Here is a 20,833-nt window from a genome sequence, read left to right on the forward strand (position 1 = left end):
CCGCCACGTGTGAGGTGAACTGGCCGCATTCCAGGGGTAGTTGCTCCCGGCGGTGGCCCGAAACGATGACCCGAAACCGAGCCCGTCGACGAGCCCCGAGCTGATGGGATGGTGCCGAGAGGCATATGACGGGGCGAGGAGGACGGAGGAGCCGGGGTGCGGGACCGGGCGGGGCGTTGGCCGTTGGTGGGGCGCGAAGCGGAACTGGCGTATTTCGCGGCGGCCCTGGCGGACCGGGAGTGCCGGGGGTTCGTGGTGGGCGGGGCCGCGGGCGTGGGCAAGTCGCGGTTGGCCGAGGAGTGTCTGGAGCGGGCCGCGGCCGCCGGGTACCGGGTGGGGCGGGCCACCGCGAGTGTCGCCGCGGGCGCGGTGCCGTTGGGGGCGATCGCCCATCTGCTGCCCGTCGGGGTCGACCTGACCGACCCGGTTGCCGGATTCGCCGCCGTCGCACGGGAGTTGGCCTCCGGGCCGGGGCGGCAGTGGGTGCTGTTCGTCGACGACATGCATCTGCTGGACGCCGCCTCGGCCGTACTGCTGCGGCAGTTGATGGACACCGGCGTCCTCCTGCTGATCGGCACCGTGCGCACCGGTGAGCCGTACGGGGACGCCGTCGCGGCGCTGCGCGGCGGGGACGCGGTGTACCGGGTCGATCTGACCGTGCTGGGTCCGGAGCAGGTCGAGGCGCTGTTGCAGGCCGCGCTGGGGAGACCGGTCGCCCGGAGAACACTGCACGAGCTGTCGGCCGCCAGCGGAGGCAACGTCCTCTACCTGCGTGAACTCGTCCTCGGTGCGCTGGCCGCCGGGAACCTCGCCGAGGACGGGGAGATCTGGCACCTGGTCGACGACCGGTTACCCGGCACCGCGCGGCTGACCGAGATGATCAGCACGCGGCTGGCCGGCGCCGACGCCGCGGGACGCCCCGTCCTGGAGCTGCTGGCACTGTGCGAACCGCTGCCCCTCGCCCACGCCGAAGCCCTCGCCCCGCCGCAGGTCACGGCGGCCCTGGAGCGGGCGGGACTGGTCCGGATCGCCCAGGACCGGCGCCGTACGACCGTGTCGCTGGCCCACCCCCTGTACGGCGAGGTGCTGCGCGCCGGGCTGCCGGTGCTGCGCCGCCGTGAGCTGCTCCTCGACCAGGCCGCCCGGGTCCAGGCGCGAGGTGCCCGTCGCCGCGGCGATCCGCTGCACATCGCCGGCTGGCAACTGACCGCCACCGGCACCGCCGACCCGGCCCTCCTCGCCCGGGCCGCCGTACTGGCCCGGCACGCCCACGACCTGCCCCAGACCGTCGCCCTCCTGGACGCCCTGCCGGAGAAGTACCGGACCACCGCCACCGACCTGCGGCTCGGCGAGGCCCTCTTCGAGCTGGGCCGCTGGGACCGGGCCGAGGCCACGCTCGCAAGGGCCGACGCCCTCGCCGTGGAGGAGCAGGACAGGCTCGCCGTCGCCCTGGTCCGCACGACGAACCTGCTGTGGAGCAACGCCCCCGTCGCCGAGGCGCTCGCGGTCAACGACGCCGCCCGAGAGCGGATCAGCGGCCCGGCCGACCGCCGCAAACTCACCATCAACGAGGGTTTCCTGCGGATCGTCGGCGGCCGGCCGGTCGAGGGCCTGGCCCTGCTGGCGGATCTGGAGACCGACGTCGGCGACGCCCCCGACGTCAACGCCTGGCTGCGCGGGGCCTGGATGAAGCCCGCCGCGCTCGCCCTGGTGGGCCGGACCGCCGAGGCCACGACCTGGGCGCGGCGCGCCCACGACGGGCACCGGCTGGTCCAGGAACGTGCCCTCGCCTCCCATCCCGCGTTCCAGCGCGTCCCGCTCGTCCTCGCCCTCACCGAAGCCGGTCTCCCGGCGGCCGAGGCCTGCCGGGAGGGCGAGCACGCCTACGCCGAACTCACCGCCGCCGGTTCCCCCGTGCGGATCTGGCTGGCCGTCCTCCTCGGCCGCGCGCACTGGCTGGCCGGCCACCCCGTCACCGCCCGCCGCTGGTGGGCCGAGGCCGCCACCGTGGCCCGCTCCATCGACCACGCCATGGCCCTGCGTCTGGTGCTCGCGGGCCTCGCCGCCTGCGCGGCCGTACTGGGAGACCTGGACGCGGCCGAGGCGACGCTGGCCGAGCATCGCGCCCTGCCGCCGGTGGAGCCCGGGCTGCTGTCCGCCGGGGAGGAACTCCTGGGCGAGGCTTGGCTGTTGGCCGCGCGCGGGCAGGTGGGGCGGGCCCGGTCGGTGCTCGTCGAGGCGGCCGGCGTCGCCCGCGCGAGCGGCCATGTCACCGGTGAGGCACTGCTGTTGACCGATGTCGCCCGGCTCGGCGGAGCCAAGGAGGTCACCGGCCGGCTGACCGCGCTCGCCCTGGTCTGTGACGGTGAACTCGCCCCCGCCCGAGCCCAGTTGGCGAGAGCGCTGGTCGCCGACGACCCCGAGCTGCTCCTCCTGGCCGCCGACGCGTGCCAGGCCGTGGGTGCGGAGCTGCTCGCCGCCGAGGCGGCCGCCGCCGCCGCGGCCGCCTGGCGCCGGGCGGACCGCCCCCGCCGCGCCGCCGCGGCCGACCGGCGGGCCGCCACCGCCCGGGCCCGCTGCGAGGGCGCCCGCACCCCCCTGCTGACCACCGCCCGGGCCACCGCCCCGCTCACCGTCCGCGAACGCGAGATCGCCCTGCTCGCCGCCGTCGGCACCACCAGCAAGGACATCGCCACCGCTCTGGCCCTGTCGGTGCGCACGGTCAACAACCACCTCCAGCACGCCTACGCCAAGCTCGGCGTCACCACCCGGCACGAACTCGCCCAGGCACTCGGGGTAGTTGAGTAACGGTTGCTCATCCCCCGCGAGCGTGGCGCGGACACGCTGTCCCCTGGCGGCAACGTTGTCGCCGGACCACCCAGTTCTCGTCATCGGGGGATGACCCAATGGGCATGACCAACGCAACTCCCAGACGTGCCGGCCGTGTTGTCGTCGCCGTCGCGACGGCGCTCGGCGCGAGCCTGGTCGGGCTCTCGGCCGCCGTCGCCCAGCCGCAGGCGGTGACCTACTACACGGTGACCAACTACAACAGCGGCAGGTGCCTGGATGTACCGGAATCCGCGACGGACGACGGACACGGCCTGGAGCAGTACTCCTGCAACGGCGGCCGGAATCAGCAGTGGGCGCTGCAGTTGGTCGACAGCAACTACTACCTTCTCGTCAATCTGAACAGCGGCAAGTGCGCGGACGTCCGGCAGTCGAGCCAGGACGACAACGCCGTGGTCAACCAGTACGGCTGCACCAGGAGCCCCAACCAGCAGTGGCTGCTGAGGGCCGCACCGGCCGGTGTCAACGGGGTCCAACTGGTGGCCCGCCACAGCGCCAAGTGCATGGCCGTCGCCAACGCGAGCCAGTCGGACAAGGCCGGAATCGTCCAGTCCACCTGCGGTACGACCGCCGCGTACAGCCAGTACTGGCAGTTCAACTGATGCGGGCCGCGCGAAGAACCGTCCTCACGGTCGTCCTGACCGTGCTGTGCGCGTTGGCGGGATCCGGGGTCGGCTGGGCCGCCTCGGGCCACGGGGGACCCGACGGGGAATCAACTGCCGTGGCGGCGAAGGCCGTTGCGGCCAAGCGCCCGGCCTGGCAGGCGACGAGCAGCGCGCCGAGCCCGGGACTTCCGGCGGAGCGGCGGAGCGCCGCGCCGGCACTGCTGGCCTGTGACACGCACGCGGTCGGCACCTGGGGCTACACGGACCAGGCCGGTGTGCGGCACAACGGGATGAACATCCAGGTCCAGGTGCGGGATCTGCTGACCGGCGCGCTGATCGCCGGACTCACGGACTCCGCGGGCCGCTTCGACATCTGCTTCGGGGCCGCGCAGTTCACGCAGTTGTACGTCACGATCAAGGCCGAGAACGCCGCGTGGCGGGTGCAGAACGGCACCGACATCTACAACTGGAGCACGCCGGTCCGCGCCAACCCGGCGGCGGGCAGCACGGTGAACTTCGGCGGCCTCCTGCCCGGCGACGGCGTGACGGGCAACCGCGCCGCCCACGCGTTCGACGTGGGCAACGACGCCTGGCTGGGGGTCCCGCACTCGAACGGCTGCTGGGACCCGAAGGACACCACCTGCCGTCAGTTGCGGATCAACTGGTTGAACACCGGACCCGAAGACATGGATCACTACGACCAGGTGGGCAACGTGGTGCTCCTGTCCCCCGGGACCCCGGACGCCCCGATGGAGGTCATGCACGAGATCGGCCACGCCCTGATGGACGACGTCTACAACGACGCGTTCCCGTCGACCGCGGGGTGCCCCGTCCCGCATCCGCCCAGCCAGGCCAGCACCGCCGTATGCGCATGGATCGAGGGATGGGCGACCTTCTTCTCACTGGCCATGAACCACACCCCGGTCTATCAGTTCCGCAACGGCGCCTCGACCAACTTCGAGATCCCGAGCTGGGGCTTCGCCAGCGTCGCCAACGGTGACGTGACGGAGGAGCGGGTCATCGGGGCGCTGTGGGACCTCATCGACATCAACTCCGGCGGTTCCGAGACCTGGGACCAGCACAGCGAGGGCTTCGGGGCCGCCTTCTCCACGCTCGCGCATCACGTCGACAACACGCTGGCGTCGTTCTGGACCAGTCGTGGCACGGACGGTTTCGACGTGTCCGACGCCTCGCTGGGGTCGCTCTACCAGAACACGATCGACTACGGCTACCGCAAGCCCCTGCTCGACGCCCAGCCCCAGTTCCTCCCCACGTTCACCCAGCCCACACCGCCGCAGAACTTCGGCCTGACCACCGCGGTCCACTCGTGGTCCGTCATCGCGCTGCGGCCGTCGAACCCGACCGACTTCGACCTCCAGCTCTACGACGACCGGGCGCAGACGACGTTCCTCGGCGGCAGCTCCCTGAACGACCAGGCGGTCGACTTCGTCGCGATCGACTCCAACCTGCGGCCGGTGGGCGACTACTACCCCCGGGTGAACCAGTTCCGGGGACCCGGCACCTACACGATCGAGTCCGTGATGGGCTTCGACACCTTGCAGCCCGGGTCGTCCACCACCTTCCACCTCAACGACGCGCAGGTCGCCGCCGTACAGGACACTCCGCTGACCGCGGGTGTGCCGGTGACGATCACGCTGACTCCGCAGAGCCCGATCTCGGTGGCGAGTCTGTTCGTCATGGGCGACGATCCGGGCAATCCGTCGTCGTTCGTGCAGGCCCGTGTCTCCGCGGTGGCGTCCGCCGTCGGGTCCAACTCCGGCGGGCAGCCGGTCTCGGTGACCTTCACGCCGACGCGGACCGCCGAGTACGGCATCGTGACCACGTTCGACAACGTCGGCGGCGACTACACGCTGACCCGAAGCTGAACCACTGCGGGGGGAGGGGGTGCTGCGCGGCCTCGGCCGCGCACCACCCCCTCTGGCGTGTCCGCCGCCAGGGGCCACCGTCATAGGGTGCTCGCCATGAGCATCATCGGGGTTGGTATCGACGTGGCCGAGATCGCCCGGTTCGCGGCGTCCCTGGAACGCACGCCCGGTATGGCCCAACGCCTGTTCCTGGACAGCGAGTTGCTGCTCCCGAGCGGCGAACGCCGTGGGCCCGCCTCGCTCGCCGCCCGCTTCGCCGCGAAGGAGGCGCTGGCCAAGGCGCTGGGCGCCCCGGCCGGCCTGCACTGGACGGACGCCGAGGTGTACGTCGAGGACAGCGGGCAGCCCCGGCTGAAGGTGACGGGGACGGTCGCGGCGCGCGCGGCCGAGCTGGGGGTGCGGTCGTGGCATGTCTCGTTGAGCCATGACGCGGGGGTGGCCTCGGCCGTGGTGATCGCCGAGGGCTGACGCCGGACGGCCCGGGTGCGGTTCCGGTCGCCCACGGGGCAGACTCGAACACATGCGTACTGCGTACAGCGTGGAGACGGTAAGGGCAGCCGAGCAAAGGCTGATGGCACGGCTTCCGGAAGGCGCGCTCATGCAGCGCGCCGCCGCCGGACTGGCCGTCGCCTGCGCCCAGTTGCTGGGGCGGGTCTACGGCAGCCGGGTCGTGCTGCTGGTGGGCAGCGGGGACAACGGGGGCGACGCCCTGTACGCGGGGGCGCGGCTGGCCCGGCGCGGGGCGGCCGTCACCGCCGTGCTGCTCGCACCCGAGCGCACCCACGCCGGCGGGCTCGCCGCGCTGCTCCGCGCGGGCGGTCGTACGCTCGCGCCGGGTGACGCGGAGGAGCCGGTGCGCGGGGCCGATCTCGTCGTCGACGGCATTGTCGGGATCGGCGGGAAGGGCGGACTGCGGCCCGATGCGGCGCGACTGGCCGGGCTTGCGGGGGAGTCCCGGGGGCTTGTCGTCGCCGTCGATCTGCCCAGCGGGGTCGAGGCGGACAGTGGCCAGGTGCTCGGGGCCGCCGTGCGGGCCGATCTCACCGTCACCTTCGGGGCGCACAAGCCCGGGTTGCTGATCGATCCCGCGCGGGAGTACGCCGGGTCCGTGCGGTTCGTCGACATCGGGCTGAGGGCCGAACTGCCGTCCGGCGAGCCCGCGTTGGAGGCCCTTCAGCATGTGGATGTGGCGGACTTGCTGCCGGTGCCGGGGGCCGAGAGCGACAAGTACCGGCGGGGGGTCGTGGGGATCGCCGCCGGGTCCGGGCGGTATCCGGGGGCGGCTGTGCTGGCCGTCGCCGGGGCGTTGCGGGGTGGGGCGGGGGCCGTGCGGTACGTCGGGCCGGCCGCCGATGCGGTGATCGCCCGGTTTCCCGAGGTGCTGGTGTCGGAGGGCGGGCCGCTCAAGGCGGGGCGGGTGCAGGCGTGGGTCGTCGGGCCGGGCGCGGGGGACGACGCGTCGGCTGTCGCGGAGGTGGTGACCGCCGATGTGCCGGTGCTCATCGACGCGGACGGGCTGCGGTTGGTCGATGCGGGAGCCGTGCGGGGACGGGGGGCGCCGACGCTGATGACTCCGCATGCGGGGGAGGCGGCGGCGTTGCTGGGCGTGGCCCGGGGGGAGGTCGAGGGGGCTCGGCTGGACTCCGTGCGGGAGTTGGCGGGGCGGTACGGGGCGACCGTGCTGCTGAAGGGGTCGACCACGCTGGTCGCCGACTCGGCGGGTGGGGCTGTGCGGGTCAACTCGACGGGGACCGGGTGGCTGGCCACGGCGGGGAGCGGGGACGTGTTGTCGGGGCTGGCCGGGTCGTTGTTGGCGGCGGGGCTGTCGGCGTTCGACGCGGGGAGTGTGGGGGCGTATCTGCACGGGCTGGCGGGGAGGCTGGTCTCGGAGGGGGCGCCGGTGGGGGCGCATGATGTGGCGGAGGGGGTTCGGGGTGCTTGGCGGGATGTGCGGTCCTGATTTTTCTCGCCCCCGCCGCCCCTACCCGTCCCGTCCCCTGGGGGCTGCCGCCCCCAGACCCCCGCTTCGGCCCTGAAGGGGCCTCGTCCTCAAACGCCGGACGGGCTGAGTGATGCCGGCCTGCGCTGAAAGTGGTGCGGCCTGCGCTGGAAGGAATGCGGCCCGCGTCCAAGGAAGTGCGGCCCGCGCCGGAAGCACTCGCGCTCGTCAATAAGGGTGACCCCACCGCGCGGCACCCGCCCCCCGTCGTACCGGCGCGTTTCTCTGATCGCATGATCAGTACACGAATCGCGCACAGAAGTATCGCGGTGCTGCTCACCGCGGTGATCGCCCTCCCCGTCGGGGCCGTGAGTGCCTGGGCCGACGACCCGGTGCCGGCGGCTGCGGAGCCGGCGGAGAGCGAGTTGGTGCCGGGGGTGGCGCCGGGGCCGTATCAGCCGTGGCAGATCGACACCCCTGATCAGGCGCTCGCGCCGGAGGTGTACACGCCCAGTGCCGAGGAGGACAGGGTCGAGCCCCGGGACGCCGCGGTGGGGACGTACGCGCTCGTCGAGTACGTGCCGATCGGGGACGCCGTCGCGAAGGTGAGCTGCAGCAAGCAGACCGGGCCGTATCAGCGGGGCGTGGAACGGTGGCTGAAGCTGGCGGTGGACGGGAAGCAGTCGGCCGCCGACTGCAAGGCGATCCGGGCCTTTCAGGAGAAGCAGGGGATCAAGCCCGCCATCGGGTTCGCGGGGCCCGTCACCTGGGCGCGGATGCAGTTGATCGCCGCCAAGAAGAATCCCAATGCGGCCCGGAAGTGTCCCGTCAGGTCGTACCGCGTCGCCTGTGTCGATCTCGATCGGCAGCTCACCTGGGTGCAGAAGGGGAAGAAGGTCGTCTTCGGGCCGGTGCCGATGCGCAGTGGGCGCGGTGGGCATGTGACCCGGGGCGGCTGGCACAAGATCTACTGGAAGCACAAGAACCACTGGTCGACGCTCTACAACAGCCCTATGCCGTATGCCCAGTTCTTCGACGGCGGCATCGCCTTCCACGCCGTCTACGGCAGCATCTACACCACCGTCGGCTCCTGGGGCTGCGTCAATCTGCGGCTGGCCGACGCCCGCAAGCTCTGGGGCGTCCTCAAGAAGGGCGACCGGGTGTACGTGTGGGGGCACCGGCCCGGGAACTAGGGAACGAGGAGGGCTCAGAGGGGGTGTCAGTCGCCTCTGAGACACTGGGGGTGCCATGAACGAGACAGCCATTCAGCCCACCGCACCGCTGCGCGCCCGCGCCGAGATCGATCTGGGCGCCCTGCGGGCCAATGTGCGGGCCCTGCGCGCCCTCGCGCCGGGCGCGGCCGTCATGGCCGTCGTGAAGTCCGACGCGTACGGCCATGGGGCGGTGCCCTGCGCGCGTGCGGCCGTACAGGCCGGGGCGACCTGGCTCGGTACGGCCACGCCCGAGGAGGCCCTCGACCTGCGGGCCCGCGCCGGGCTGCCCGACGGCGTGCGGATCATGTGCTGGCTGTGGACCCCGGGCGGGCCCTGGCGGCAGGCCATCGAGGCCGACCTCGATGTGTCGCTGAGCGGGATGTGGGCTCTGCGGGAGGTCGTGGCCGCCGCCCGCGAAGCCGGTGTGCCCGCGCGCGTGCAGCTCAAGGCCGACACCGGACTCGGGCGCAACGGATGCCAGCCCGGAGACGACTGGGCCGAGCTCGTCGGGGCCGCCCTGCGCGCGGAGGCGGACGGGCTGCTCCGTGTCACCGGGCTCTGGTCCCACTTCGCCTGCGCCGACGAACCCGGGCATCCCTCCATCGACGCCCAACTCGCCCTCTTCCGCGAGATGGTCTCCTACGCGGAGCAGCGCGGGGTGCGCCCCGAGGTGCGGCACATCGCCAACTCGCCCGCCACGCTCACCCGTCCGGACTCCCACTTCGACCTCGTCCGCACCGGCATCGCCGTCTACGGCATCTCGCCCAGCCCGGAGGTGGGTTCGTCCGCCGACCTCGGGCTGCGGCCGGTGATGTCCCTGAAGGCGTCCGTCGCGCTGGTGAAGCAGGTGGCGGGCGGGCACGGCGTCAGTTACGGGCACCACTACGTCACTCCGGGCGCGACGACCCTCGGACTCATCCCCGTCGGTTACGCGGACGGCATCCCGCGGCACGCCTCCGGCAGCGGTCCGGTACTGGTCGGCGGGAAGTGGCGGACCGTCGCGGGGCGGGTCGCCATGGACCAGTTCGTCGTGGACCTGGGAGGGGACGAGCCGGAGGCCGGCGCGGAGGCGGTCCTCTTCGGGGCCGGTGACCATGGTGAGCCCACCGCCGAGGACTGGGCGCAGGCCGCGGGCACCATCGCCTACGAGATCGTGACCCGCATCGGAACACGCGTTCCCCGCGTCTACGTCAATGAGGTCGTCCCCGAAGCGGTCCACGAGATCGTCGCCGAGGTCGTTCCCGAGGTCCTCCCCGGGTATGAGGGAGACGACGTAGCGCAGGGTCTTGACGTGAAGAGGAGCGGCACGTGAGCGAGAGCAGTGCGGAGGCGGTCGCCGCGATCGCCTCCGCCGCCACGGGGGCGACCGGGAACTGGCGCAAGGCCACCGGTATCGCCGGCGCCGCGATAGGGGTGATCGCCGCCGGGGCCGCCGCCGGTGTCGCCATAGAGCGGATGACCGTCGGGCGCGGGATGCGGGAGCGGGCCCGGCTCGCGCTCGACTCCACGGGACCGTACGGCTCGCTGCGCGGCACCCCCGGTACGGCGCAGGCCGACGACGGGACCGAGCTCTACTACGAGGTCGACGACATCGAGCCGGACGCCGCCGTGACCCCGAAGCGCCGCCGGCTCTTCGGGCGCAAGGCACCCGCCCCCGTCACCGTCGTCTTCAGCCACGGCTACTGCCTCAACCAGGACTCCTGGCACTTCCAGCGGGCGGCCCTGCGCGGGGTCGTGCGCACCGTGCACTGGGACCAGCGGAGTCATGGGCGTTCCGCGCGCGGGGTGGCGCAGCTCGAAGACGGGATGCCGCTCACCATCGACCAGTTGGGCCGCGACCTGAAGGCCGTGCTCGACGCGGCCGTGCCCGAGGGGCCGATCGTGCTCGTCGGGCACTCCATGGGCGGCATGACGGTGATGGCCCTCGCCGACCAGTACCCCGAGCTGATCCGCGACCGGGTCGTCGCCACCGCCTTCGTCGGTACGTCCTCCGGGCGGCTCGGCGAGGTCAACTTCGGGCTGCCCGTCGTCGGCGTCAACGCGGTGCGGCGGGTGCTGCCCGGCGTACTGAAGGCGCTCGGGCAGCAGGCCGCGCTGGTGGAGCGGGGGCGGCGGGCCACCGCCGATCTGTTCGCCGGGATCATCAAGCGGTACTCGTTCGCCTCGCGGGACGTCGATCCGGCGGTCGCGCGGTTCGCCGAGCGGATGATCGAGGGCACGCCGATCGACGTCGTCGCCGAGTTCTATCCGGCGTTCACCGACCACGACAAGACCGCCGCGCTCCCCCACTTCAAGGACATGCCGGTGCTCGTGCTCGCCGGGATCGGCGATCTCGTCACGCCCAGTGAGCACAGCGAGGCCATCGCCGACCTGCTGCCGGACGCCGAGCTGGTGCTCGTGCCGGACGCCGGGCACCTGGTCATGCTGGAGCACCCGGAGGTGGTCACCGACCGCCTCGCCGACCTGCTCACCCGCGCGGGTGCCGTGCCGGCAGGGGCTACCGTAAGTGGCTATGGAAGCACCAGCAGCACCGCACAACGCGGCTGAGCCCCTGTCCGTAGCGATCACCGTCAACTCCCCTGAACAGATGCGGGAGTTGGGCCGCCGCCTCGCCAAGCTGCTGCGCGCGGGCGACCTCGTGATGCTCACGGGCGAGCTGGGCGCCGGCAAGACGACACTCACCCGGGGGCTGGGGGAGGGGCTCGGCGTGCGGGGGGCGGTGACCTCGCCGACGTTCGTGATCGCCCGCGTGCATCCCTCGCTGGGGGAGGGGCCGCCGCTCGTCCATGTCGACGCGTACCGGCTGAGCGGCGGGCTCGACGACATGGAGGACCTCGACCTCGATGTCTCGCTGCCCGAGTCCGTGATCGTCGTGGAGTGGGGTGAGGGGAAGGTCGAGGAGTTGACGGACGACCGGCTGGCGGTCGTGATCCACCGGGCCGTCGGCGATACGACCGATGAGGTGCGCCATGTGACCGTCACGGGGCTCGGTGCGCGGTGGGCCTCCGTCGAACTGGGTGTGCTCGGCGGCTGACCTGTGTTGGTTCCGACAAGGTGTCGGCAAGATGTTGCGTTCGGGGACTCGAGCGTGGTCACATGGTATCCAGTTCGTAGTTAGGTCTACCTAACTACGTCTGCCCCCGGCTCCCAGGAGGCGTCCATGTCGGCTTCAGAGAACCAACACCGTCGTCCTCAGCCGTGTGTGCCTGCGGGGGTGTCCATGCGGGAGTTGTTGGCGGCAGGGGTTGCGGCTCAGGCGGTTTCTACGCCACCGCGGGCTCCTGTGGCCCCGCCGGTCGAGCCTCGTAAAGCTGCGTAGTCGTTTGGCTGCGGGGCGCGATCCCGCTAGCGGATGACGACGACGCTCTGCCCGATCGTCGCGAACTCCCACATCGCCTTGCCGTCCTCCGGCGACTCGCGGATTCCGCCCGACTTGGTCATGGGGTCGGGTTCGTCCGTCGCGCCGCTGACCGCCACGCTGAAGCCGATCGCGACGTTGTCCGCGTTGGTGAAGCGGACCACGTGCTGGATGGGGGTGCCGTCGGTGCCGGTGATCGCGTTCGAGCGGGAGGTGACCGGATAGCTGCCCGTGGGCGGGTCCACCGTGCCGGGGGTGACCTTGAACGTGCGGTTGACCTTGTTGTTCTTGGCGACCAGCCACACGCGGTCGTCGTCCACGGAGTACACGACCCGCTCACCCGTGCCGGAGCCGGCCGGCAGCGCCTGGGGGTTCTTCCGGTCGCGCGGCACCTTCGAGGCGGACACCGCGGGCGCGGCGCTCGCACGGGCCGTGGTCTCCAGCCCCGCCGGGACGTTCGCCGAGGCCTGGTAGGCGAGGAAACCGACCGTGGCGACGGCCGTCACGGTGAGCCCGGCCACGATTCCCGAGCTGCTGCCGGCCATCAGCGCCCACCTCCGCGTCTCATACGTCTACGTCCTGTGACGGTGCCCCGTACGGTCCCGTACGTCCCGTAAGTCCGGTGACCCCAGGTGACCGTAGCAGCCGGGACCGGGCCGACCGGGGCGGCCGTGCTCGCGGCGTCGGAGCCGTAGGCTGTTTGCGTGCTCTTGCTCGCTCTGGATACCGCCACCCCCGCCGTCACCGTCGCCCTGCACGACGGCGAGGCCGTCATCGCCTCGTCGAGTCAGGTGGACGCGCGCCGCCACGGTGAGCTGCTGCTCCCGGCCGTCGACCATGTGCTCACCGGCGCGGGGCTCACGCTCGACGCCGTCACGGGAATCGTCGTGGGCATCGGCCCCGGCCCCTACACCGGGCTGCGCGTCGGACTGATGACCGCCGACACCTTCGGGCTCGCGCTCGGTGTGCCCGTGCACGGTGTGTGCACGCTGGACGGCCTCGCCTACGCCGCCGACCTCGACGGCCCCTTCGTGGTGGCCACCGACGCGCGGCGCAAGGAGGTCTACTGGGCGCGCTACGCCGACTCCCGCACCCGGGTCACCGACCCGGCCGTGGACCGTCCCGCCGACATCGCCGACGAGGTGGCAGGTCTGCCCGCCGTCGGCGCCGGTGCGCTGCTCTACCCGGACACCTTCCCGTCCGCGCACGAGCCGCAGCACGTGTCCGCCGCCGCGCTCGCCTCGCTGGCCGCCGAGAGACTCGCGGCGGGCGTCGAACTCCCCGAGCCCCGGCCGCTGTACCTGCGCCGCCCCGACGCGCAGGTGCCCAAGAACTACAAGGTGGTCACCCCCAAGTGACCGAAACCGTGAGCCCTCGGCTGCGCGAGATGCGCTGGTGGGACATCGATCCCGTGCTGGGGCTGGAGAAGGACCTCTTCCCCGAGGACGCCTGGTCCCGGGGCATGTTCTGGTCCGAACTGGCGCATGCGCGGGGGGCGGAGGCGACGCGCCGGTACCTGGTCGCGGAGGTGACCGGCGAGGAGTACGAGAGCGGCGTCCGGCTCATCGGCTACGCGGGTCTCGCCACCACCGGCGACCAGGCCGACATCCAGACCATCGCCGTCGCCCGCGACCACTGGGGAACGGGCCTCGGCTCCACCCTCCTCACCGAACTCCTCACCGCGGCAAGCGAGTTCGAGTGTGCCGAGGTCATGCTCGAATGCCGTGTCGACAACGTCCGCGCACAGAAGCTGTACGAGCGCTTCGGCTTCGCCCCCATCGGGTTCCGGCGCGGCTACTACCAGCCGGGCAACGTCGACGCGCTGGTGATGCGCCTGACCGACCCCTCGACTTCCCTGCAAGGAACCCAGATCAATGGCTGACGAACCTCTCGTCCTCGGCATCGAGACCTCCTGCGACGAGACCGGCGTCGGCATCGTCCGCGGCCACACCCTGCTGGCGGACGCGGTCGCGTCCAGCGTCGACGAGCACGCCCGCTTCGGCGGGGTCGTCCCGGAAGTGGCCTCCCGCGCCCACCTGGAGGCGATGGTCCCGACGATCCAGCGCGCGCTGAAGGACGCGGGTGTGAGCGCCCGTGACCTGGACGGCATCGCGGTCACGGCGGGTCCGGGCCTCGCGGGCGCCCTCCTGGTCGGCGTCTCGGCGGCCAAGGCGTACGCCTACGCGCTCGGCAAGCCCCTCTACGGCGTCAACCACCTCGCCTCCCACATCTGCGTCGACCAACTGGAGCACGGCCCGCTGCCGGAACCGACGATGGCGCTGCTGGTGTCCGGCGGTCACTCGTCGCTGTTGTTGTCCTCGGACATCACCTCGGACGTACGGCCGCTGGGCGCGACGATCGACGACGCGGCGGGCGAGGCCTTCGACAAGATCGCGCGCGTCCTGAACCTCGGTTTCCCGGGCGGCCCGGTCATCGACCGGTACGCGAAGGAGGGCGACCCCACGGCGATCACGTTCCCGCGCGGACTGACCGGGCCGCGCGACCCGGCGTACGACTTCTCCTTCTCCGGGCTGAAGACGTCCGTGGCCCGCTGGATCGAGGCGAAGCGGGCGGCCGGGGAGGACGTGCCGGTGCGTGATGTGTCGGCGTCCTTCCAGGAGGCGGTCGTCGACGTACTGACCCGCAAGGCCGTACGGGCCTGCAAGGACGAGGGCGTCGACCACCTGATGATCGGCGGCGGAGTCGCCGCGAACTCGCGGCTGCGGGCGTTGGCGGCGGAGCGCTGCGAGGCGGCCGGCATCCGGCTGCGCGTCCCGCGCCCGAAGCTGTGCACGGACAACGGCGCGATGGTCGCCGCGCTGGGCGCGGAGATGGTGGCCCGCGACCGGACTCCCTCGGACTGGGACCTCTCGGCGGACTCCTCGCTGCCGGTCACGGAAACGCACGTCCCCGGCCACGACCACGTGCACGAGGTCAGCAAGGAGAACCTGTACTCGTGACGACGGTCGCGTTGATGTGGGAGGCGCGGGCGGTCGAAGGCCGGGGGGAGGAACTGCTCTCCTGGGCCCGGGCCCAGAAGCTGCCGGCCGAGCCCCTGCGCCGGGAGTTTCTGCGCGCGCCCCAGGACCGCGTCCTCGTCATCACGTGGTGGGACGCGGACTACGACGCCGAGCTGCCCGAACTTCCTGAGCCAGAGGGGGAGTTGGTCATGCGGGCAGTGCATCGGTGGCGGTTCGAGTCGGTGGGCGAGTAGCTGGGGTTCTGCTGACATAGGGGCATGGCTACTTCCCAGCGCGGCACGTCCGCGGATGCCGAAGCTCTCATTCAGCGCCGGTTGGAGCGTGAACGGCTCCGCGAACTCATCGAGGACGCGGAGGCCGAGCACGGTCCGGTCGACCAGGTTGCTGTCGAGGCCAAGCGAGTCGCCCTGCGTGGTGGCACGGCCGGTCCGACGGAGGTCGCGTGAGCGGCACGCTCTTCCCTGACTGCGAGGGCCTGCCCAAACTCGTGGTCAAGGTCTGACCTTCGCGGCTGTCATCCCTGGGCCCGTACCTCCGTCTCGCACAACAACCGCCGATCCGTACCGACCACCCGCACCGGCCCAGTGACATTCAGCCGAGCCGTATGCCGTACGTCCGCGCTGGAAACCCCCAACCTCAGCTCCAGTGCCCCCGGTTCGACCACCCGGCGCCCCGTACGGTCCGTGAACGCCGACAGGTCCGTGTGGAAGCGGAAGGTCACCCGAGACACCTCGCCCGGGTCCAACTCCAGTCGCCGGTAACCGATCAGGCGCACGTCCGGGCGGGTCACCGAAGCCACCGGGTCGTGGAGGTATAGCTGGACGACCTCCGCACCCGCCCGGTCGCCCGTGTTGCGGACGGTGACCGTCAGGTCGTAGGAGCCGTCCGTGTCGAGGTCCTGTTTCGCCGAATCCTCTGCCTCCCAGGCGAAGTTCGTGTACGAGAGGCCGTGGCCGAAGGCGTACAGCGGGGTCGGGTCGAGGTTGCTGACCTCGTCGGCGAGGCCCAACGGGGGTTGCAGATACGTCCAGGGCTGGCCGCCCGGCATGTGCGGGACGCTCACCGGGAGGCGGCCCGACGGGTTCACGCGGCCGGAGAGGACTCCCGCCACCGCCGGGCCGCCCTCCTCGCCCGGGAAGAACGCCTGGACCACCGCGCCCAGTCGGCCCTGCCAACGGCCCAGCGCATAGGGGCGGCCGGTCAGCAGGACCAGGACCACCGGGACGCCTGTCGAGACCAGTGCGTCCAGCAAGTCGGCCTGGACGCCCGGGAGTTGGAGGTCCGCCACATCGCAGCCCTCGCCCGACGTGCCGCGTCCGAACAGGCCCGCGCGGTCACCCAGCACGGCCACACACACATCCGCCTCGGACGCCCGCGCGACCGCCTCCTCGAAACCGCTCGTGTCCGGGCCGGAGACGTCACACCCCTCCGCGAACGTCACCTTGGCGTCCGGGAGTTCGGCCCGCAGCGACTCCAACACGGTGGGAATCTCAATGCCCATGGGCACCTCGGGGTGATGCGTACCCACATGGGACGGGAAGGAGTAGCAGCCCAGCATGGCGAGGGCGTCCGCCGCCCTCGGACCCACCACCGCGATCCGTGCCTCCGCCGGCAACGGCAGCACCCCGTCCGGGTTGTCCAGCAACACCACTGATTCTTCCGCCAGTTGGCGGGCCAGGGCGCGGTTCGCCGGCGAGTCGAGGTCGATGCGCTCGGTCGGCTCCGGCGACCAGTCCTCGTCCAGGAGCCCCAACTCGGCCTTCTGCACCAGCACTCGACGAGCCGCCCGGTCCACCAGCGCCTCCGGGACCACCCCCGCCCGCACCGCCTCCACCAACGGCTTCCCGTAGCACTTCAACGTCGGCAGCTCCACGTCGATCCCGGCCGCCAGCGCCACGTGCGCCGCCTGCGCCGGACTGCCCGCCACCCGGTGCAGCGTCTCCAGGAAGCCGATGCCGAAGTAGTCGGCGACCACCGTCCCCGTGAACCCCCAGTCCGCACGCAGGAGTTGGGTCAGCAGCGCGGGGTCGGCGGACGCCGGTACGCCGTCCGTCTCGTTGTACGCCGCCATCACCGAGCGCGCCCCGCCCTCCCGCAGCGCCATCTCGAACGGCGGCAGCACCACGTCCGCGAACTCCCGCACCCCCGCCCGCACCGGCGCCAGATTCCGCGCCCCCACCGACGACGCGTACCCGGCGAAGTGCTTCAGCGTCGCGACCACCCCGGCCGACTCCAGCCCCCGCACATACGCGGCACCGATGGTCCCCACCAGATACGGATCCTCGCCGATCGTCTCCTCCACCCGCCCCCACCGCGGATCCCGTACGACGTCCAGCACCGGGGCGAGCCCCTGGTGGACGCCGACCGCGCGCAGGTCCGCGCCGATGTGCCGGGCCATCTCCTCGACCAGCCCCGGATCGAAGCTCGCGCCCCACGCCAACGGCACCGGGTACGCCGTCGCACCCCAGGCCGTGAACCCCGCCAGGCACTCCTCGTGGGCCACCGCCGGGATGCCGAAGCGGCCGGCGGCGGCGATCCGCCGTTGCGCGCGGGCGAGGGCCTGCGCGCCCAACTCCGGGTCCACCGGCGCCGTACCGAAGGAACGGGTGAGCTGGCCCAGGCCCTGGGCGATCAGCTCGTCCCAGTCGTACTCCGAGGTCATCTCCCGCTGGAGCGGGGCGACTCCGTCGCCGTCCGTGGCGGCGCCCACCCACACGCCGTACAACTGGGCGGTCTTCTCCTCCAGGGTCATCCGGGCGAGCAGGTCGTCGACGCGGGCGGCGGCGGGCAGGGCGGGGTCGCGCCAGGGGGCGGTGGTCATGAAACTCCTGTCAGAGAAAGGGGGTTACTTGCCGCCCACGCCCATCAGGCCGCCGACCAGGGCGCGCCGGGCCACCAGGTACACGGCGAAGATCGGGATGCCGGAGAGGACGACCGAGGCGAGCAGGGCCGGGATGTTCACGCCGAACTGGCTGACGTAGTTGAAGAGTCCGAGCGTGAGGACCCGGGGGCCGTCGGACTGGGTGAAGATCAGCGGGAAGAGGAAGCCGTTCCAGGCCTGGAGCGCCGTGTAGATGACGACCGTGCTGATGCCGCCCTTGGCCATCGGGATGACCAACTGGAACAGCATCCGGGTCGCCGAGGCGCCGTCGAGCGCCATCGCCTCGTACAGGTCCTCCGAGATGTCCCGCAGCGTGCCGGTCAGGATCAGCACGGAGACCGGCATCGCGAAGGCCGCCGTCGGGAGGATCACCGCCAACAGGCTGTCGTAGAGGTCGAGTTTGGCGATCATCAGGTAGAGGGGGACCACCACCGCCTGGGCCGGGATGGCGACTCCCAGCAGGAACAGCCGGAAGGCCGCGCCCGACCAGACCGTCCTCGTGCGTACGGCCACGTAGGCGAGCGGCACGCACAGCACGAGCACGATGCCTACGACCGCCGCCGCGACCAGTGCCGTGTTCGCGAGGAAGTGGCCGAAGCCGTTGTGCAGGACGGTGTTGTAGTTGGCGAAGGTCGGATCGGTGGGCGGCTTCAGGGCGTTGTTGCCCAGGGCCTTGTCCTGGCGGGTGAGGGAGGCCGAGATCATCGCGTAGATCGGGACGATGACGACGGCCAGCCAGAGGAGGGAGCCCAGGCCGGCGACGGGGTTCGGGCGCCTGGTCCAGTGGCGCCGCCTTCGGGTGTGCGGGGGTTCCACGGGTTCCTCCGCCGACGTCACCGGACGCGGCAACGTGTCGTGTGACACTCCGTCACATCCCTTCGCGGGTACTGCGCATGGCGCCGAAACCGGTGAGTCGCACCAGGACCAGAGACAGCGCGGTGGCGGTGACGACCAGGAAGGTCGCGATCGCGCTCGCGTAGCCGAAGTCGTAGCTCTTGAAGCCGGCTTCGTACATCAGGTACGGCAGGATCGCCGTGTCCGTGCCGGGGCCGCCCTGCGTGAGGATCAGCACGGTCTCGAAGTAGGTGAGCGAGCCGACGATCATCAGCACGCTGGATGTCGTGGCCGTGTTGCGGAGTTGAGGCAGCGTGATCGAGAAGAACTGGCGGTAGCGCCCGGCACCGTCAATTGCCGCCGCCTGATAGAGGACTTCGGGGATCTGACGGGCCCCGCCCTGGTAGATGAGGGTGTGGAAAGGGATGAACTGCCAGCCCCCGACGAACACGATCGCGAGAAACGCGCCGCTCGTCGAGCCGAGCGTGTCCTGGTGGATGACACCGAAGTTGGGGTCCAGCAACGCGTAGAAGAGCAGCGCGATCGCCGTCGAGGAGAGAAGGAACGGCACGAAGAAGATCGCGGAGAGGACAGCCCGGTTGCGCTGCCGCCCCGCCGCCCAGACCCCGAGCAGCAGGGACACGACCGTCTGGAACGCCCAGCTCGTCACCGTCAACAGGACGGTGACGGTGAGGGATTGGGTGAGACGGTCGTCGTGCACCAGCTTCTGCCAGTTGGCCAGACCGACCGGCTTCGGGTCGCCGAGCCCGTTCCACGCGGTGAAGGAGAGATAGAGGGCGAGGATCATGGGGGCCACTGCGAAGAAGGCGAAGAACAGCACACCTGGGATCGCCCACACCGCGTGTGGGCGACCAGCCTTCGCCGCCGCACTCTGGGTCACTTGAGCCCCTTGAGCGCGGACACGAACTGGCTCGGCGAACTCTTCCCCACGAACAGCTTGTTGATCTCGGTGAGCATCGGTGTCGACACGTCCGGGTCCACCGCCTGGTCCCAGCTCAACGTGAACGCAGGCGCCTGCTGCACCATTTGGTACTGGAACTTCGCGAACTCGGGGTTGGGCGAGGAGTCGAGAAGCTTCTCCGCGTTGGACGTGGTCGGGATGTCCCCGTTGGCGACCAGGTCCTTCGCGTACGCCTCTGACGCACAGTCACGGAGAAACGCGATCGCCGCGTCCTTGTTGCCCGTACGGGCGTTCACGGACCAGTAGTTGGTGGGGTTCCCGACCACGTTACGGATATCCCCGGCGCCCCCCTCGTACTTCGGAAACGCGAACCACCCCAGGTTCGTCTTGGCGAAGTCGGGAAACTTGCCGAGCTGCGTCGAGTACTCCCACGACCCCATCAGATGCATCGCCGCCTTGCCCTTGGCGAACACCGCGGGCGCCCCACCGTTGACGTACGACACAGAGCTGAACCCCTTGCCGAACGCCCCGTCGTCGATGAGCTCCTTCACCGTCTCGGCGGCCTTGAGGACCGCGGGGTCGCCCCACCCGGACGCATCGCCGTTCTTGATCTTGTCGAAGACGTCAGGCCCGCCGATCCGGTCGACCAGGTACTCCAGCCACATCAACTCGGGCCAGATATCGGCACCACCGAGCGCGAACGGAGTGATGTTCGCCGCCTTCAGCTTCTTGTTGATGTCGAGCAACTCGGCCCAGGTGGTGGGTGGTTGGAGCTTGTGCGCGGCGAAGACGGACTTGTTGTAGAAGAGGATCACGGGCTGCATGCCGCGCATCGGTATGCCGTAGTTCTTGCCCTTGAGCGCGCCCGCCGCGAGCACCGAGGGCAGGAAGCCGTCCTTGAGGACCGGGTCGGACTTGATGGTGTCGGTGAGGTCGACCAACTGGTTCGCCTCCTGGTACGCCTTGATCGAGCCGCCGCCCCAGTTGAAGAAGACGTCCGGCGCGTTCGGCGAGCCCATCGCGGTGCGCAGCTTGGCCGGGTAGTCGGTGCCGGGCACCTTCTCCAGCTTGATCTTGCCCTTCGCGGTCTTGGCCGCCGCCGACGCGTTGAACCGGGTGACGGCCTTGACCTGCACCTTCGTCGCGTCGTCGCCGTAGACGAAGGCGGTGACCGTGCCGCTGCCGCCGGTGCTGTCGCTGGAGCCGCAGGCCGTGAGGCCGGTGGTGAGCAGGGTGGTGGCACCGGCGCCGAGCACCCAGCGCCTGCTGAACGTACGTCCGCCGTTGGACGTGTTGGGCTCCATGGACAGCACCTCTCGTGCGAATGTTTCGAGCCGTTCTACGAATGTTCCGGGAACGTAAGGCG

Annotated in this window: 19 protein-coding genes; 14 read left to right on the forward strand and 5 right to left on the reverse strand. The window is 71.3% G+C overall.

The features are described 5' to 3' along the window. Positions 1–156: 156 nt before the first annotated feature. From OG223_RS31815 to tsaE, 9 genes are all read left to right on the forward strand, one after another. Positions 157–2,808, forward strand: a complete 2,652-nt coding sequence (locus OG223_RS31815) for a LuxR C-terminal-related transcriptional regulator (RefSeq protein ID WP_329255961.1) — start codon at positions 157–159, stop codon at positions 2,806–2,808. Positions 2,809–2,912: 104 nt separating this feature from the next. Then, positions 2,913–3,449, forward strand: a complete 537-nt coding sequence (locus OG223_RS31820) for an RICIN domain-containing protein (RefSeq protein WP_329255963.1) — start codon at positions 2,913–2,915, stop codon at positions 3,447–3,449. Next, positions 3,449–5,338: a hypothetical protein gene (locus tag OG223_RS31825; protein ID WP_329255965.1), complete on the forward strand. Its 1,890-nt coding sequence runs from the start codon at positions 3,449–3,451 to the stop codon at positions 5,336–5,338. Before OG223_RS31820 ends, OG223_RS31825 begins: the two co-directional genes overlap by 1 nt. 96 nt (positions 5,339–5,434) lie before the next feature. Further along, the gene (locus OG223_RS31830) at positions 5,435–5,806 is read left to right on the forward strand and encodes a holo-ACP synthase (protein WP_093628649.1); all 372 of its coding nucleotides are present in this window, start codon (positions 5,435–5,437) and stop codon (positions 5,804–5,806) included. Between the two features lie 52 nt (positions 5,807–5,858). Then, positions 5,859–7,298 (forward strand): NAD(P)H-hydrate dehydratase, encoded by a 1,440-nt coding sequence (locus OG223_RS31835; RefSeq protein ID WP_329255968.1) that lies wholly within the window; start codon positions 5,859–5,861, stop codon positions 7,296–7,298. Between the two features lie 272 nt (positions 7,299–7,570). Further along, positions 7,571–8,470: a L,D-transpeptidase family protein gene (locus OG223_RS31840; protein WP_329255970.1), complete on the forward strand. Its 900-nt coding sequence runs from the start codon at positions 7,571–7,573 to the stop codon at positions 8,468–8,470. Between the two features lie 55 nt (positions 8,471–8,525). Continuing rightward, a complete protein-coding gene (alr, locus tag OG223_RS31845; RefSeq protein WP_329255972.1) occupies positions 8,526–9,803 on the forward strand; it encodes an alanine racemase in 1,278 nt (425 codons plus the stop codon). Beyond that, positions 9,800–11,038 carry an alpha/beta fold hydrolase gene (locus tag OG223_RS31850; protein ID WP_329255975.1) on the forward strand — a complete coding sequence of 413 codons (1,239 nt, stop codon included), beginning with the start codon at positions 9,800–9,802 and terminating at the stop codon, positions 11,036–11,038. The genes alr and OG223_RS31850 overlap by 4 nt, the downstream gene beginning before the upstream one ends. Further along, entirely contained in the window at positions 11,004–11,525 is a 522-nt protein-coding gene (gene tsaE / locus OG223_RS31855) for a tRNA (adenosine(37)-N6)-threonylcarbamoyltransferase complex ATPase subunit type 1 TsaE (protein ID WP_329255977.1), read from the forward strand. The genes OG223_RS31850 and tsaE overlap by 35 nt, the downstream gene beginning before the upstream one ends. 311 nt (positions 11,526–11,836) lie before the next feature. Here the strand turns inward: tsaE and OG223_RS31860 are convergent, their stop codons facing one another. After that, entirely contained in the window at positions 11,837–12,394 is a 558-nt protein-coding gene (locus tag OG223_RS31860) for a L,D-transpeptidase (protein ID WP_329255979.1), read from the reverse strand. 159 nt (positions 12,395–12,553) lie between these two features. On the opposite strand from OG223_RS31860, the gene tsaB reads away from it, so the two are divergent. From tsaB to OG223_RS31885, 5 genes are read left to right on the forward strand one after another with little or no spacing between them, the layout of a single operon-like run. Beyond that, on the forward strand, positions 12,554–13,207 hold the full coding sequence (gene tsaB / locus OG223_RS31865) for a tRNA (adenosine(37)-N6)-threonylcarbamoyltransferase complex dimerization subunit type 1 TsaB (protein ID WP_329255981.1): 654 nt from the start codon (positions 12,554–12,556) through the stop codon (positions 13,205–13,207). Then, positions 13,204–13,731, forward strand: a complete 528-nt coding sequence (gene rimI, locus OG223_RS31870) for a ribosomal protein S18-alanine N-acetyltransferase (protein ID WP_329255982.1) — start codon at positions 13,204–13,206, stop codon at positions 13,729–13,731. Before tsaB ends, rimI begins: the two co-directional genes overlap by 4 nt. Next, the gene (gene tsaD, locus OG223_RS31875; protein WP_329255985.1) at positions 13,724–14,809 is read left to right on the forward strand and encodes a tRNA (adenosine(37)-N6)-threonylcarbamoyltransferase complex transferase subunit TsaD; all 1,086 of its coding nucleotides are present in this window, start codon (positions 13,724–13,726) and stop codon (positions 14,807–14,809) included. The genes rimI and tsaD overlap by 8 nt, the downstream gene beginning before the upstream one ends. A gap of 14 nt (positions 14,810–14,823) precedes the next feature. Beyond that, the gene (locus tag OG223_RS31880) at positions 14,824–15,063 is read left to right on the forward strand and encodes a hypothetical protein (RefSeq protein ID WP_329265575.1); all 240 of its coding nucleotides are present in this window, start codon (positions 14,824–14,826) and stop codon (positions 15,061–15,063) included. Between the two features lie 24 nt (positions 15,064–15,087). Further along, positions 15,088–15,276 (forward strand): hypothetical protein, encoded by a 189-nt coding sequence (locus OG223_RS31885; RefSeq protein ID WP_329255986.1) that lies wholly within the window; start codon positions 15,088–15,090, stop codon positions 15,274–15,276. Between the two features lie 68 nt (positions 15,277–15,344). Here the strand turns inward: OG223_RS31885 and OG223_RS31890 are convergent, their stop codons facing one another. From OG223_RS31890 to OG223_RS31905, 4 genes are read right to left on the reverse strand one after another with little or no spacing between them, the layout of a single operon-like run. Next, complete coding sequence (locus OG223_RS31890; RefSeq protein ID WP_329255988.1) at positions 15,345–17,651, reverse strand: glycoside hydrolase family 3 N-terminal domain-containing protein; 2,307 nt, start codon at positions 17,649–17,651, stop codon at positions 15,345–15,347. A gap of 24 nt (positions 17,652–17,675) precedes the next feature. Further along, on the reverse strand, positions 17,676–18,575 hold the full coding sequence (locus tag OG223_RS31895; RefSeq protein ID WP_443073767.1) for a carbohydrate ABC transporter permease: 900 nt from the start codon (positions 18,573–18,575) through the stop codon (positions 17,676–17,678). Between the two features lie 4 nt (positions 18,576–18,579). Next, positions 18,580–19,446 (reverse strand): carbohydrate ABC transporter permease, encoded by an 867-nt coding sequence (locus tag OG223_RS31900; RefSeq protein ID WP_329255990.1) that lies wholly within the window; start codon positions 19,444–19,446, stop codon positions 18,580–18,582. Then, positions 19,443–20,771, reverse strand: coding sequence for an ABC transporter substrate-binding protein (locus OG223_RS31905; protein ID WP_329255992.1), 1,329 nt, complete (start codon positions 20,769–20,771; stop codon positions 19,443–19,445). The genes OG223_RS31900 and OG223_RS31905 overlap by 4 nt, the downstream gene beginning before the upstream one ends. Between the last annotated feature and the right edge of the window lie 62 nt (positions 20,772–20,833).

Source organism: Streptomyces sp. NBC_01478 (genome assembly GCF_036227225.1).
GTDB lineage: Bacteria > Actinomycetota > Actinomycetes > Streptomycetales > Streptomycetaceae > Streptomyces.

What these genes read in the sequence shown, in the direction of transcription:
- OG223_RS31830 (WP_093628649.1), top strand. Translation starts at nt 5,435, where the DNA reads ATGAGCATCATCGGGGTTGGTATCGACGTGGCCGAGATCGCCCGGTTC.
- OG223_RS31890 (WP_329255988.1), bottom strand. Translation starts at nt 17,651, where the DNA reads ATGACCACCGCCCCCTGGCGCGACCCCGCCCTGCCCGCCGCCGCCCGC.
- OG223_RS31885 (WP_329255986.1), top strand. Translation starts at nt 15,088, where the DNA reads ATGGCTACTTCCCAGCGCGGCACGTCCGCGGATGCCGAAGCTCTCATT.
- OG223_RS31820 (WP_329255963.1), top strand. Translation starts at nt 2,913, where the DNA reads ATGACCAACGCAACTCCCAGACGTGCCGGCCGTGTTGTCGTCGCCGTC.
- alr (WP_329255972.1), top strand. Translation starts at nt 8,526, where the DNA reads ATGAACGAGACAGCCATTCAGCCCACCGCACCGCTGCGCGCCCGCGCC.
- tsaE (WP_329255977.1), top strand. Translation starts at nt 11,004, where the DNA reads ATGGAAGCACCAGCAGCACCGCACAACGCGGCTGAGCCCCTGTCCGTA.
- OG223_RS31880 (WP_329265575.1), top strand. Translation starts at nt 14,824, where the DNA reads ATGTGGGAGGCGCGGGCGGTCGAAGGCCGGGGGGAGGAACTGCTCTCC.
- OG223_RS31825 (WP_329255965.1), top strand. Translation starts at nt 3,449, where the DNA reads ATGCGGGCCGCGCGAAGAACCGTCCTCACGGTCGTCCTGACCGTGCTG.
- tsaD (WP_329255985.1), top strand. Translation starts at nt 13,724, where the DNA reads ATGGCTGACGAACCTCTCGTCCTCGGCATCGAGACCTCCTGCGACGAG.
- OG223_RS31860 (WP_329255979.1), bottom strand. Translation starts at nt 12,394, where the DNA reads ATGGCCGGCAGCAGCTCGGGAATCGTGGCCGGGCTCACCGTGACGGCC.
- OG223_RS31840 (WP_329255970.1), top strand. Translation starts at nt 7,571, where the DNA reads ATGATCAGTACACGAATCGCGCACAGAAGTATCGCGGTGCTGCTCACC.
- OG223_RS31835 (WP_329255968.1), top strand. Translation starts at nt 5,859, where the DNA reads ATGCGTACTGCGTACAGCGTGGAGACGGTAAGGGCAGCCGAGCAAAGG.
- OG223_RS31905 (WP_329255992.1), bottom strand. Translation starts at nt 20,771, where the DNA reads ATGGAGCCCAACACGTCCAACGGCGGACGTACGTTCAGCAGGCGCTGG.